Origin of the sequence: Streptomyces sp. NPDC048506, assembly GCF_040651315.1 — a bacterium.
Lineage (GTDB): Bacteria > Actinomycetota > Actinomycetes > Streptomycetales > Streptomycetaceae > Streptomyces.
Map to the genome: position 1 here is coordinate 1 of NZ_JBEZIX010000108.1, position 12,457 is coordinate 12,457.

The window sequence follows — 12,457 nt, forward strand, 5'->3', positions numbered from 1 at the left end:
ACCCCCACTCACGGGAGGGGCCGCGCCGCAGGACGAAGTCCGGAGGAGCGGCACCGCACCCGACACACAACGCCCGCCGCAGGCGCAACGGCGAGCAACCACCACGGCGGGAAAGCCGACAACGTGGGGGGAGCGCCGGCCGCCAGGCCACGCAGAGAAAGCCAAAGACGTGCGGAGAACACCGGCCGCCAAGGCCACGGGGGAAGAATGACCCCCATGGCCAACGAGGACGAAATCCTGGACGTTGTCGACGAGAACGACCAGGTCGTGGGGCAGGCCCCGCGCGGGGAGAGCTATGCCCGGAGGATGCGTACCCGCTGTTCCTTCATCCTGGTCCGGGACGCCGAGGAGCGGATCTTCGTGCACCGGCGGACTCCGGACAAGCTGGTGTTCCCCTCGCACTACGACATGTTCGTGGGCGGGGTGGTCGGCGCCGGGGAGAGCTATGACCGGGCGGCGCTGCGGGAGGCGGAGGAGGAGCTGGGGGTGCGGGGGCTCCAGCAGCCCGAGCCGCTGTTCAAGTTCCTCTACGAGACGGCCGAGCACACCTGGTGGTCCGCGGTCTACCAGGTGCGCTGCACCCTGCCGGTGGATCCGCAGCGGGAGGAGATCGACTGGTACGCGTTCCTGACGGAGGAGGAGCTGATCCGGCGGCTCGACGAGTGGCCGTGGACGCCGGACGGGATGGCTGCGTACCGGGAGCTGCTGGCCCGCCGGGAGTCGGGGGAGGTCTGATGCGGCCGGGCCGTGCGCCGGGCCGGCCGGTAGGGTTTCGGCCATGAGCGTCACGGACGGACTGCGGTCGAGCGTCGCGGCCGTACGGCTGTGGTTCTCGCCCGCGCGGGTCCGCGCGGAGGGCACCACCCCCGACTACCGGTTCTCGCTCGCCAATGAGCGGACCTTCCTCGCCTGGCTGCGCACCGGACTGGCGCTGGTCGGCGGTGGGTTCGCGGTGGACCAGTTCCTGCCCCGGCTGCACGAGGGGGTCCGGCTGGCGTTCACCGTGGTGCTGCTGGCCGGCGGGGCGCTGTGTGCGCTGCGGGCGGTCAACCACTGGGTGCGCTGCGAACAGGCGATGCGGCGCGGCGAGGACCTGCCGGTGTCCCGGTTCCCCACGGTGCTGGCGCTGGCCGTGGGGCTGCTGGCGGTCGCGGTGGTGGTGCTGGTGCTGGTGGGCTGGACCGGGTAGCCGATGGCGGGCGGAGCGCGGCCGGGCGGGCCCGGGCCGAGGCCGGCGGCGGACCGGGACCCGGGGCTTCAGCCGGAGCGGACCCGGCTGGCGTGGCGGCGTACCACGCTGTCCGCCACGGTGGTGGCGATGCTGGCCGGGCGGCAACTGCTGAAGGGCGGCGCCCCGGGGCCGGTGGAGCTGGTGGTGGCGGCGCTGACGGGGCTGCTGTGGATCGGCTTCGTGGCCCTGGCGCACCACAGGATGCGGGCGATGGCCGGCGGCCGGCCGCCCGGGATGGGGCCACGGACCGCGCTGCTGGTGGTGGGCTGCACGCTGGCGCTGGCGCTGTGCGGTGTGGTGGTCGCGGTGCTGCCGGGGCGGTGAGGCCGCGCCGCGGTCGGTGGCGTCTCTTAGGGTGGGGTGACGGGACATCACGTATGGGAGGGGCGCCGCATGGGCGACACATCAGCACCGGCCGGACAGGGGCGGGGAACGCCGGGGCAGTTGCCCGAGCCGTACCTCACCGAACTCGCCGCCGGTGTACACGCCTTCGTCCAGCCGGACGGCGGCTGGTGTCTGAACAACGCCGGCTTCGTCACCGACGGGGACGCCACCCTGGTCGTGGACACCGCCGCCACCGAGCGCCGGGCGCGGCTGCTGCGCCGTCGGATCGCGGAGAGCGGGGCGCCGACGCCCCGCACGGTGGTCAACACCCACCATCACGGCGACCACACCTACGGCAACGGTGTGTTCACGCCCGAGGCGACGGTCATCGGCCATGAGGCCTGCCGCCGCGAGGTGCTGGCCGCCGGGCACCAACTGCACGCGGTGTGGCCGCAGGTGGAGTACGGCGACATCCGGATCACCCCGCCGACCCTCACCTACCGCGACGAACTGACGCTGTACGTCGGCGGGATCGAGGTCCGGCTGATCCACCCGGGCGTAGCGCACACCCCCGGTGACACCCTCGTCTGGCTGCCCCGGCAGCGCATCGTCTTCGCCGGCGACCTGGTCTTCAACGGCGGCACGCCGTTCGTGTTCATGGGGTCGCTGTCCGGCTCGCTGCGCGCGGTGGAGCGCTTGCGTTCGCTGGACGCCGCCGTCGTGGTGCCGGGGCACGGTCCGGTGACCGGTCCTGAGGTGTACGACGGCATCGAGCGGTATCTGACGTTCGTCGGCCGGCTGGCGCAGGAGGGCCGGGCGGCCGGGCGCACCCCGTTGCAGACCGCGCAGGCGGCGGATCTCGGCCCCTTCGCGGAGCTGGCGGAGAGCGAGCGGCTGGTGGCGAATCTGCACCGGGCGTACGCGGAGCTGGACGGTGCGGCGCCGGGTGCCCCGCTCGACCCGCTCGTGGGGTTCGGCGACATGACGGTGATGAACGGCGGGGTGCCGGTGGCCTGCCACGCCTGAGCGGCGGCGGAACGCCCCGTTCCGGACGGCGGAAAACCCTCGCTCGAACCACCGCGTGACCCACGCCCCACGGAGCGGCACTGGACGCCATACCGACTAGTCGGCATGATCGGGGAAGCGACCGCCCGATGGACCGACCGATGGACCGTCCCATCCGTACGGAGGAGCACGATGAGCGAGGGCAACACCCCGGGCCTCGATCCGGAACCCTTGAGGGAGTATCTGGACCGGGAGCGGCCGGGGCTGGTGCGCGGACCGCTGCGCGGCGAGCTGATCGAGGGCGGCCGGTCCAACCTCACCTACCGGATCACCGACGGCGACTCCCACTGGGTCCTGCGCCGTCCGCCGCTCGGCCACGTCCTGGCCACCGCGCACGACATGCGGCGCGAGCACCGCGTCATCAGCGCACTGCACCCGACCCCGGTGCCGGTGCCCGAGGCGCTGCTGCTGTGCGAGGACGAGGCGGTCATCGGTGCGCCCTTCTATGTGATGGAGCTGGTGGAGGGCGTGCCGTACCGCACCGCCGGGCAGCTGGCCGCGCTCGGGCCGGACCGCACCCGGCAGGTGGTGCTCTCGCTGGTCGACACGCTCGTCGAGCTGCACGCGGTGGACCCGCAGGCGGTGGGCCTGGCCGACTTCGGGCGCCCCGACGGCTTCCTGGAGCGCCAGCTGCGGCGCTGGGGCAAGCAGTTGGCGGCGTCCAGGAACCGTGAGCTGCCCGGGATCGACGAGCTGCACCAGGCGCTCGGCCGGGCGCTGCCGGCCTCCCCCGCGCCGGCCGTGGTGCACGGCGACTACCGCCTGGACAACGTCCTGGTCGGCGCCGACGACACCATCACGGCCGTGCTGGACTGGGAGATGTCCACGCTCGGCGATCCGCTGACCGACCTCGGGCTGCTCGCGATGTACAGCGCGGACCTGGAGTTGCCCCGGTCGCCGGTCAGCACCACCAGCGGCGCGCCGGGCCACCCCTCCCCCGACGAGCTGATCGAGCGCTACGCCGCCCGCTCCGGCCGGGACACCTCGTCCATCGCCTGGTACACGGCCTTCGCCTGGTTCAAGCTCGCGGTGATCCTCGAAGGCATCCACTACCGCTTCACGCTCGGCCAGACGGTCGGCGCCGGGTTCGACCGGATCGGCGAGCTCGTCCCCGTCTTCATCGACCGCGGACTCACCACCCTCAAGGAAGGCTGAGGCACCCATGGACTTCGCATTCGACGCCCGGACCGAGGAGCTGCGCGAGCGGCTGCTGACGTTCATGGACGAGCATGTGTACCCGGCCGAGCAGGTCGCCCACGAGCAGCGCTCGGCCCTCGCCTCGCCCTGGGACACCCCGGCGATCGTCGAGGAGCTGAAGGCCGAGGCCCGCCGGCAGGGGCTGTGGAACCTGTTCCTCCCGGACCCGGAGCACGGCGCGGGGCTGACCAACCTCCAGTACGCGCCGCTGGCCGAGATCACCGGCCGCAGCCCGCAGTTGGCGCCCACCGCGCTGAACTGTGCGGCGCCGGACACCGGCAACATGGAGGTGCTGACGGAGTTCGGCAGCGCGGCGCAGCAGAAGCAGTGGCTGGAGCCGCTGTTGGCCGGCGAGATCCGGTCGGCGTTCGCGATGACCGAGCCGGAGGTGGCCTCGTCGGACGCCACCAACATCGAGACCCGGATCGAGCGGGACGGCGACGACTACGTCATCAACGGCCGGAAGTGGTACATCTCCGGGGCGATGAACCCGCTGTGCCGGATCTTCATCGTGATGGGCAAGACCGACCCGGAGGGCGCGGACATCCGCCGCCAGCAGTCGATGGTCCTGGTGCCGCGCGACACCCCGGGCCTGGAGGTCCGGCGCGCCATGCAGGTCTACGGCTACGAGGACCACTACCACGGCGGGCACGCCGAGGTGCTCTTCCACGACGTCCGGGTGCCGGTGGGCAACCTGATCGGTGAGGAGGGCGGCGGCTTCGGCATCGCCCAGGCCCGGCTCGGCCCCGGCCGGATCCACCACTGCATGCGGCTGATCGGCATGGCCGAGCGTGCCATCGAGCTGATGTGCCGGCGTGCGGTGGCCCGTACGGCGTTCGGCAAGCCGCTGGCGCAGCAGGGCGTGGTCCAGGAGTGGATCGCGGACGCCCGGGTGGCGGTGGAGCAGCTGCGGCTGCTGGTGCTGAAGACGGCCTGGCTGATGGACACCGTCGGCAACAAGGGCGCGCACACCGAGATCCAGTCCATCAAGATCGCCACCCCGCGCACGGTCGTGGACATCCTCGACAAGGCGGTCCAGGTGCACGGCGCGGGCGGGGTCAGCCAGGACTTCCCGTTGGCCGAGCTGTGGGCCGCGGCGCGGACGCTGCGCCTGGCGGACGGTCCGGACGAGGTGCACCAGCGGTCGCTGGCGCGGCGGGAGTTGAAGCAGTACCTCTAGGGCCCGTCGTGGGGCCCGTGGAGGGGCGCGGGCCCCGCGGCCGGGTGTCGGTCGCGGGGCTCGTGCCCGTCCGGGGCGGTGTCAGGGCCGCAGGGCCCGCATCAGCAGGTCCGCCAGGTGGTCGGCCACCTGCTGTGGGCTGAGCGGCCCGTCCTCGCGGTACCACGTGCCCAGGTGGTGCACGGAGCCGAAGTGGTAGTCGACGACGAGGTCCGCGGGCACGTCGGCGGCGAACACCCCGGTCCGCTGCCCCTCCTCGATCAGGGCCCGGAAGCGCTCGTGGTAACGCCGCCGTTCGGCGCGCACCTGCTTGTCCTTCTCCGGGCCGAGGTGGTGCATCGAGCGGAAGAAGATCTTGGTGTCGTCGAGGTTCTCGATGGTGGTGACGACGACGTCGGCGGCGGCGTCCCGCAGGCGCTGCTCCACCGGTGCGTCGGCGTCCGCGAAGTGGTCCAGCCGCTCCTGCTGGAGGCGCAGCACCCGGCCGTACACCTCGTGCAGCAGGTCGTCCTTGGAGCCGAAGTAGTGGTACAGGGCGCCCTTGGTGACGCCCGCCGCGTCAACGATCTCCTGGACCGAGGTGCGGTCGTAACCCTGCTCGGCGAAGAGCCGGGTGGCGGTGGCCAGCAGTCGCCGGGCCACCGGCTTCGCGCCGCCGCTGCCGTTGCCGTTGCCGTTGCCGTCCTTCGTGCCGGCCATCGCCCTCACCTGTCCTTTGTGCGTACGTCATGCGCGGTGGCGCAGCTCCCGTCGGAGGATCTTGCCACTCGTGGTCTTGGGGAGTTCTGCCAGGATCTCCACCTCACGGGGATATTTGTACGCCGCGAGCCGTTCCTTGCAGTACGCGGCCAGCTCGGCGGGTTGGGGGGCCGGACCCGGGCGCAGGCTGACGTAGGCCTTGACGGTCTCGCCGCGGTAGGGGTCGGGCACGCCGACGACCGCCGCCTCGCGGACCGCGGGGTGGGTGTAGAGCACGTCCTCGACCTCGCGGGGCCACACCTTGAAGCCGGAGGCGTTGATCATGTCCTTCTTGCGGTCGACGACGTAGAGCCAGCCGTCGGTGTCCATGAAGCCGATGTCGCCGGTGCGCAGTTCGCCGTCCGGGAAGGCCTCGGCGGTGGCGTCGGGGCGGCGCCAGTAGCCGGGGACGACCTGGGGGCCGCGCACCGCGATCTCGCCCTGTTCGCCGAACGGCACGTCCTGACCGTGGTCGTCGACGATCCGGACGACGGTGTCCGGGCCGGGCACGCCGACCGCGAGCGTGCCGGAGACCGTGTCGACCGGTGCCCGCCGGCCGGGTGGGACGCTGGCGCAGGGCGCGGTGCACTCGGTCAGGCCGTAGCCGTTGTGGAGGTAGGGGCCGAAGCCGGCGTGGAACGTCTCGACCAGGGCGGGCGGCAGCGGTGCGCCGCCGGAGGACATCGTCGCGAAGGACGCGAAGTGGTCGGGGGTGACGTCGGGGTGGGCCATCAGCGCCATGTAGGCGGTGGAGGGGCCGACCGTGAAGGCGGGGCGGTGCTCCAGGAAGGCGTCGAGGACGACGCCCGCGTCGAAGCGGTAGGCGAGGGCGAGGGTGCCGGCGTTCGCCAGGCAGGCGGCGAGTTCGCAGACCAGGCCGGTGATGTGGAAGAGCGGGGCGAGTGCGAAGTAGCCGGCGCCCTCGGGCAGGCCGAGGCCGAGGCGCTGGCGTTCGGCGGTGAAGCTGATGTTGCCGTGGGTGTTGGTGGCGCCCTTGGGGGTGCCGCTGGTGCCGGAGGTGTAGCTGATCAGGGCGATGTCGTCGGCGGTGAGCTCCGGGTCGGTGGGCACCGCGCGGATCCTGCCCGCGGTGCGGGCGACGGCGAGCAGGTCCTCGGCGTCCGGCTGCGGGCCGAGCGCCTCGCCGGGCAGTACCCGGGCGTCGTCACGGGTCTGTAGCTGGCGTTCGCAGGCGGTGAGCGCGATCCGTACGGACTTCACCTCGGCGGCGGTGGCGCGCAGGAAGCCCTGCCAGCTGCGGTCGGCGCAGATGACGGCGGTGACCTCGGCGTCCGTGAGGATGTGCCGCATCTCGGCGGACTTGTACATGGGGTTGGCGGGGACGACCACACCGCCCGCCTTCCAGACCCCGAGCACCGCGAGGACGAAGTGCGGGGTGTTCTGGAGCATCACCGCGGCCCGGTCGCCGCGGTGGAAACCGTGCGCGGAGAGGTGGGCGGCGATGCCGTCGGAGAGCGCGTCGGTCTCGGCGTAGGACAGCCGGCCGTCGAAGTAGGCGAGCGCCGTCCGGTCGGGGGCGGCGCGGACCGCGGACCGGAAGGCGTGCAGCGTCGAGGGGGGCGGCTGGACGGGGGCGCGCTGGGCGTCGGTGAGCTGTGCCAGCCACGGCTTGTCCTGGTAGGAGGTCATCGGGGTGCGGCCCTTTCTTCCTGTTCGCCGGATCATGCCTGCGGGGGGACGGCCGGGGTGCGGCGGGGGTGGCGGTTCCGGCCCGGCCGGTACGCCATCCCCGCCGGGCGAGCGGTCAGGGGCGGCCCTCGGCCTGCTCCAGCTTCTGCTGGAGGTGGTTCATGGCGCCGAGCCAGCGGTCGGGGTCGGCGGCGCGGGCGGTGTAGAAGTCGGCGACCTCCGGGTGCGGCAGCACCAGGAAGCGGCCCTCGGCCATCGCCGCGAACAGCGCGTCGGCGACGTCCTCGGGCTCGACGGCCGTGGGGGTGAGGACGAGGTCCCCGGCCGCCCCGGTGGCGGCCAGCATGTCGGTGCGCACGCCCTGGGGGCAGATGGCGTGCACGTCGATGCCGCGGTGCCGGTAGGTCAGCGAGAGCCACTCGGCGAAGGCGTACGCGCCGTGCTTGGTGACGCTGTACGGGGCCGCGGCGACCATGGTGAGCAGGCCCGCGGCGGAGACGGTGGAGACGAACCGTCCGCTGCCGCGGGCCAGCCACTCCGGCAGCAGCTCGCGGGCCGCCCGGACGTGGGCCATGACATTGACGTCCCAGGCCAGCGCCCAGGCGTCTTCGGGCGCGTCCGGGCCGCCGCCGGTGCCGACGCCGGCGTTGGCGCAGAACACGTCGATGCGGCCGCCGAGCGCCTCGCGGGCGGCCGGGACGACGACGGAGGCGTCGCCGGGCACCGCGACCGCCCCGATCTCGTCGGCGGTCCGCTTCGCCTTCCCCTCGTCGAGGTCGTTGACCACGACCCGGGCGCCCTCGGTGGCGAACCGGCGGGCCAGGGCGGCGCCGATCCCCCCGCCCGCCCCGGTCACGACGACGGTCTTGTCCCGTACGGCTTCCACTGCTGGGTCTCCCTCGGTCGCATGGGTTCGACTCAACGGCAGACTAACCAGTCGGTATGTGGAAGGGGAAGGGTGCTCCCCCACTCTCGGCTCCGCTCGCGCGGGAGGTACCCCCACCGCCGCCGCGGGCCCCGTTCCGCACCGCCGTCCGGCGCGTTAGCGTGCGCACCACACGTACCCGATGGATTCTCTGATCACGGAGGTGTGCGGATGGCCCTGTCGAGACGCGTACTGCTGGGGCAGCTGGCGGCGGCCGGAGCGGCCGGCACGGCCCTGACCGCCGCCGGGCCCGCCGGGGCGGCGCCGACGCCCGGCGGCGGCCGGCGGGTGCACACCGGCTTCGACCGGCTGGCCGCCGACGGCTACCGGCTCCTTGCGGGCCGCCGGGTCGGCGTCGTCACCAACCCCACCGGCGTGACCGAGGACGTACAGCACATCGTGGACGTGATGCACGCCGACGACCGGGTGCGGCTGGTCGCCGTCTTCGGTCCCGAACACGGCTTCCGCGGCACCGCGCAGGCCGGCGGCTCCGAGGGCCGCTACGACGACCCGGCGACCGGACTGCCGGTCTACGACACCTACGACAAGAGCGGCCGGGAGCTCGCCGACGTCTTCACCGCCTCCGGCGTGGACACCGTCGTCTTCGACATCCAGGACGTCGGCGCCCGCTTCTACACCTACATCTGGACGCTCTACGACTGCATGGTGGCGGCCGTCCTGGCCGGCAAGGACTTCGTGGTCCTCGACCGCCCCAACCCGGTCACCGGCCGCTTCGCCAGCGGCCCGGTCCTGGACAGGGCGTACGCCTCCTTCGTCGGCCGGGAGCCGATCGCGCAGGCGCACGGCATGACGGTGGCGGAGCTGGCGCTGCTGTTCAACGGCGAGTTCGTGCCGCGGGTCGCCGGGCGCCCGGTCGAGCTGGAGACCGTCCGGATGACCGGCTGGCACCGGGGTGACTTCCACGACGCGACGGGCCTGCCCTGGGTCCCCCCGAGCCCCAACATGCCCACCCCGGACACCGCCCTGGTCTACTCCGGCACCTGCCTCTTCGAGGGCACCAACCTCTCCGAGGGCCGCGGCACCACCCGCCCCTTCGAACTGCTCGGCGCCGACGGCATCGACCACCGCTGGGCCGCGGCCGCCGAGGAACTCGGGCTGCCCGGCGTGCACTTCAGGGAGGCCTACTTCGCGCCCACCTTCTCCAAGTTCCAGGGCAGGACCATCGGCGGCGTCCAACTCCACGTCCACGACCGGGGGTCCTTCGACCCGGTCCGCACCGGCATCGGCCTGCTGGTCACCGCCAGACGGGTCTGGCACGGCTTCGCCTGGCGCCCGGACCACGGCATCGACCGGCTCACCGGCTCGTCGACCGTCCGCACGATGATCGACGCCGGCGCGGAGCCGGACGAGATCGTCGACGCCTGGCAGGAGGGGCTGCGGCAGTTCCGCGCGCTGCGTCGGCAGTACCTGCGGTACGCCTAGACACCGGCCCATCTCAGGGGACGGGACAGGCCAGTTCGGCACTTGACTGCCCCGTACACCGACCAGGAAAGTGCGCTGGTGAACAGTGACGCGACAGCAGCGCAGAGCACAGTGGCCGGTGCGCCGGCCCGGGACGGCGGGGCCGGCGGGGACGGCGGGGGTGAGAGCCTCCGGCGGGTGGCGGTGGCCTCGTTCATCGGGACGGCCATCGAGTTCTACGACTTCTACATCTACGGGACGGCCGCCGCGCTCGTCCTCAACCAGGCGTTCTTCCCGACCCTCGACCCGGTCAACGCGACCCTGGCGTCCTTCTCCACCTATGCGGTGGCGTTCGCCGCGCGGCCGCTGGGGTCGGTGGTCTTCGGGCACTTCGGGGACCGGGTGGGCCGCAAGTCGGTACTGGTCGCCTCGCTGTTGCTGATGGGGCTGTCCACGGCGCTGGTGGGGTTGCTGCCGGGGTACGACAGCTGGGGCGTCTGGGCGCCGCTGCTGCTGATCGGCCTGCGGTTCCTCCAGGGCATCGGGTTGGGCGGCGAGTGGGGCGGGGCGGCGCTGCTGGCGGTCGAGCACGCGCCGCGCAGGCGCCGGGGACTGTACGCGGCCTTCCCGCAACTCGGGCCGTCCGTCGGGTTCTTCGCGGCGACCGGGGTGTTCTGGCTGCTGTCGTCCGCGCTGGACGACGCCGCGTTCCGGTCGTGGGGCTGGCGGGTGCCGTTCCTGCTGTCCTTCCTGCTGGTCGGCGTCGGCCTGTTCGTACGGCTGAGGATCAGCGAGACACCGGTGTTCGCGAAGGTGATGGACACCCACGACACCAGCCGGGTGCCCGCCGTCGACGTGCTGCGCCGGCATCCGCGGGAACTGCTGCTTGGCGCGGGCGGCATGATCGTCGCGTACGGCCTCTTCTACACCGCCACCACCTACTGCCTCGCCTACGCCACCGGAACCCTGGGCGTCTCCCGCAACACCATGCTGGGACTCTCCCTCGTCGCCTGCCTCTTCCTGGCGGCCGGCACCTGGCTCGCCGCCACCCGCTCCGACGGCGTCGGCCGCCGCCGGCTGGTGCTGGCGGGCGGTGGCCTGGCGGCGCTGTGGGGGCTGGTGCTCTTCCCGCTGTTGGACACCGGCCGCCCCGTGCTGATCGCCCTGGCCATCGGCGGTGCGCTGTTCTGCATGGGCGTGGTGTACGGACCGATGGGCGCGTACCTGCCGGAGCTGTTCGGCGCCACGGTGCGCTACTCCGGCGCCTCGCTCGCCTACAACCTGGGCGGGGTGCTGGGCGGCGCGGTCGCCCCGCTGGTCGCCACCCGGCTTCAGGCGGAGTTCGGTTCGGCGTCGGTGGGCTGGTACGTCACGGCGATGGCGGTGGTCTCGGTGGTGTGCGTCCTGGCGCTGCCGGAGACCCGGGAGCGGGAGCTGCTCTGACGCCCCGCCGGTGCCGCCGGCCGGGCGCTCACGATCTGAACCACCAGCGTTCGCTCTCCTGCGACAGCGCCTCCCACAGGAGGTTGAGGGGGTGGCCGGGCGGGGCGGAGGCCCGCTCGCCGCGCCGGGTGAAGACCCCGACCAGCACCTCGGTCCGGGGGCCGACGTCCCCCACGATCTCCAGGGTGCGCAGCCCGCCGGCCTCCGGGAGGCGGCCGTCCGCGGCGGCCTCGCCGATACCGCGGGTGACCAGCATCGCCCCGCTCACCAGCCCGGACCGCAGCAGCTCGAAGCCGTAGTGCGCGGCCTCGATCTCGGCCGCCACGGACAGCCGTTGCCGGTAGTCCGGGCCGTACCAGCAGGTCAGGAAGCGGCCGATGAGGCCGCGGGCCGAGACCACCAGCGGCAGGCCCGGCAGCTCCCGGGCGCGGAAGGAGGTGCCGGGGAGCCGCTCCGGCGGCAGGTTCGTCAGCAGGGACAGGCCGCTGCGCCGCCACTCCATGACCTCGTACGGAGCCAGCAGCTCCGCCTCGTCGGCTTCGGTGACCACGACGCTGCCGCAGACCAGGTCGAGTTCCTTGGTGCGCAGTTTGGTGAAGAGGTCGGCGGTGCGGACGTGGGTGACCTTGAGCTCGACGCCGTCGCGTGTGTAGCTGTCGCTGACGCGTTCCGCCGCGTCCAGCAGGAATCCGAGGGTGTAGCGGGTGGTGCCGACCGACAGGGTGCGGCCGAGCCGGCGGCGGGCGTCGTGCACCCCGTCCGACCAGTCGCCGAGCGTCCGGCGCGCCAGCTCGACCAGCGCCTCGCCGGTCGCGGTGAACAGGGCGTCCCGGCCGCGGCCCTGCTTGAGGACCAGCTCCTCGCCGCACAGCGCGGCGAAGGTGCGGTTGAGGGTGTCCAGCTGCTTCTGCACGCTGGACTGTTCGCGGCCCAGCCGGCGCGCGGCCGCCAGCGCGGTGCCCGCCTCGTGGACGACGATCAGCGTGCGCAGCTGGTCCATGGTGGTATCCAGCAGCTCCGTCGGGTATTGCTGCGGACCTGACGGACCTGACACAGCCATGCGCCCCTACTCGCCTTCCCACGCCCGGAATTCAGGCTGTGCAGCATAACCCCCGGGGAACGGGCGGCCGCCGGCCGTTCCCCTCCGGGCACACCGCGCACCGCGCGCCGGGGCCCCGGGTGCGGTGCTTGGGTTCTAGGAGTCGTTGCAACACCCCAGCTCAAGGGGTGCGATGGACTTCGAGATCCGCAAGGAGCGGACGGGGCAAGGGCGACGGAAGCT

The 12,457-nt window shown here is 72.9% G+C and carries 12 protein-coding genes; 8 read left to right on the forward strand and 4 right to left on the reverse strand.

Annotated features, from left to right (window positions below; genetic code table 11):
- Nucleotides 1-207: 207 nt before the first annotated feature.
- From AB0C96_RS42630 to AB0C96_RS42655, 6 genes are all read left to right on the forward strand, one after another.
- Nucleotides 208-735: an NUDIX domain-containing protein gene (locus AB0C96_RS42630; RefSeq protein WP_362925634.1), complete on the forward strand. Its 528-nt coding sequence runs from the start codon at nucleotides 208-210 to the stop codon at nucleotides 733-735.
- A gap of 43 nt (nucleotides 736-778) precedes the next feature.
- Nucleotides 779-1,189, forward strand: a complete 411-nt coding sequence (locus AB0C96_RS42635) for a DUF202 domain-containing protein (protein WP_362925636.1) — start codon at nucleotides 779-781, stop codon at nucleotides 1,187-1,189.
- Nucleotides 1,190-1,192: 3 nt separating this feature from the next.
- Nucleotides 1,193-1,555, forward strand: a complete 363-nt coding sequence (locus tag AB0C96_RS42640) for a DUF202 domain-containing protein (RefSeq protein ID WP_362925638.1) — start codon at nucleotides 1,193-1,195, stop codon at nucleotides 1,553-1,555.
- 69 nt (nucleotides 1,556-1,624) lie between these two features.
- A complete protein-coding gene (locus tag AB0C96_RS42645; protein WP_362925640.1) occupies nucleotides 1,625-2,581 on the forward strand; it encodes an MBL fold metallo-hydrolase in 957 nt (318 codons plus the stop codon).
- 171 nt (nucleotides 2,582-2,752) lie between these two features.
- Nucleotides 2,753-3,775 carry a phosphotransferase family protein gene (locus AB0C96_RS42650; RefSeq protein ID WP_362925642.1) on the forward strand — a complete coding sequence of 341 codons (1,023 nt, stop codon included), beginning with the start codon at nucleotides 2,753-2,755 and terminating at the stop codon, nucleotides 3,773-3,775.
- A gap of 7 nt (nucleotides 3,776-3,782) precedes the next feature.
- Nucleotides 3,783-4,997, forward strand: coding sequence for an acyl-CoA dehydrogenase family protein (locus AB0C96_RS42655; protein ID WP_362925644.1), 1,215 nt, complete (start codon nucleotides 3,783-3,785; stop codon nucleotides 4,995-4,997).
- Nucleotides 4,998-5,078: 81 nt separating this feature from the next.
- Here AB0C96_RS42655 and AB0C96_RS42660 read toward each other — a convergent pair whose 3' ends face one another.
- The 3 genes from AB0C96_RS42660 to AB0C96_RS42670 all read right to left on the reverse strand — a co-directional run bounded on the left by AB0C96_RS42660 (nucleotide 5,079) and on the right by AB0C96_RS42670 (nucleotide 8,271).
- Nucleotides 5,079-5,696, reverse strand: a complete 618-nt coding sequence (locus AB0C96_RS42660) for a TetR/AcrR family transcriptional regulator (RefSeq protein ID WP_362925646.1) — start codon at nucleotides 5,694-5,696, stop codon at nucleotides 5,079-5,081.
- 27 nt (nucleotides 5,697-5,723) lie between these two features.
- A complete protein-coding gene (locus tag AB0C96_RS42665; RefSeq protein WP_362925648.1) occupies nucleotides 5,724-7,385 on the reverse strand; it encodes an AMP-binding protein in 1,662 nt (553 codons plus the stop codon).
- 115 nt (nucleotides 7,386-7,500) lie between these two features.
- Nucleotides 7,501-8,271, reverse strand: a complete 771-nt coding sequence (locus tag AB0C96_RS42670; protein WP_362925650.1) for an SDR family oxidoreductase — start codon at nucleotides 8,269-8,271, stop codon at nucleotides 7,501-7,503.
- Between the two features lie 210 nt (nucleotides 8,272-8,481).
- Here AB0C96_RS42670 and AB0C96_RS42675 point away from each other — a divergent pair, with 210 nt between their 5' ends.
- Nucleotides 8,482-9,753 (forward strand): DUF1343 domain-containing protein, encoded by a 1,272-nt coding sequence (locus AB0C96_RS42675; protein ID WP_362925651.1) that lies wholly within the window; start codon nucleotides 8,482-8,484, stop codon nucleotides 9,751-9,753.
- Nucleotides 9,754-9,864: 111 nt separating this feature from the next.
- A complete protein-coding gene (locus AB0C96_RS42680) occupies nucleotides 9,865-11,175 on the forward strand; it encodes an MFS transporter (protein WP_362925654.1) in 1,311 nt (436 codons plus the stop codon).
- Nucleotides 11,176-11,203: 28 nt separating this feature from the next.
- On the opposite strand, the gene AB0C96_RS42685 is transcribed toward AB0C96_RS42680, so the two are convergent.
- Nucleotides 11,204-12,235 (reverse strand): LysR family transcriptional regulator, encoded by a 1,032-nt coding sequence (locus tag AB0C96_RS42685; RefSeq protein ID WP_362925652.1) that lies wholly within the window; start codon nucleotides 12,233-12,235, stop codon nucleotides 11,204-11,206.
- Nucleotides 12,236-12,457: the final 222 nt, after the last annotated feature.

What these genes read in the sequence shown, in the direction of transcription:
- AB0C96_RS42630 (WP_362925634.1), top strand. Translation starts at nt 208, where the DNA reads ATGACCCCCATGGCCAACGAGGACGAAATCCTGGACGTTGTCGACGAG.
- AB0C96_RS42635 (WP_362925636.1), top strand. Translation starts at nt 779, where the DNA reads ATGAGCGTCACGGACGGACTGCGGTCGAGCGTCGCGGCCGTACGGCTG.
- AB0C96_RS42640 (WP_362925638.1), top strand. Translation starts at nt 1,193, where the DNA reads ATGGCGGGCGGAGCGCGGCCGGGCGGGCCCGGGCCGAGGCCGGCGGCG.
- AB0C96_RS42675 (WP_362925651.1), top strand. Translation starts at nt 8,482, where the DNA reads ATGGCCCTGTCGAGACGCGTACTGCTGGGGCAGCTGGCGGCGGCCGGA.
- AB0C96_RS42660 (WP_362925646.1), bottom strand. Translation starts at nt 5,696, where the DNA reads ATGGCCGGCACGAAGGACGGCAACGGCAACGGCAACGGCAGCGGCGGC.
- AB0C96_RS42655 (WP_362925644.1), top strand. Translation starts at nt 3,783, where the DNA reads ATGGACTTCGCATTCGACGCCCGGACCGAGGAGCTGCGCGAGCGGCTG.
- AB0C96_RS42650 (WP_362925642.1), top strand. Translation starts at nt 2,753, where the DNA reads ATGAGCGAGGGCAACACCCCGGGCCTCGATCCGGAACCCTTGAGGGAG.
- AB0C96_RS42665 (WP_362925648.1), bottom strand. Translation starts at nt 7,385, where the DNA reads ATGACCTCCTACCAGGACAAGCCGTGGCTGGCACAGCTCACCGACGCC.
- AB0C96_RS42645 (WP_362925640.1), top strand. Translation starts at nt 1,625, where the DNA reads ATGGGCGACACATCAGCACCGGCCGGACAGGGGCGGGGAACGCCGGGG.
- AB0C96_RS42685 (WP_362925652.1), bottom strand. Translation starts at nt 12,235, where the DNA reads ATGGCTGTGTCAGGTCCGTCAGGTCCGCAGCAATACCCGACGGAGCTG.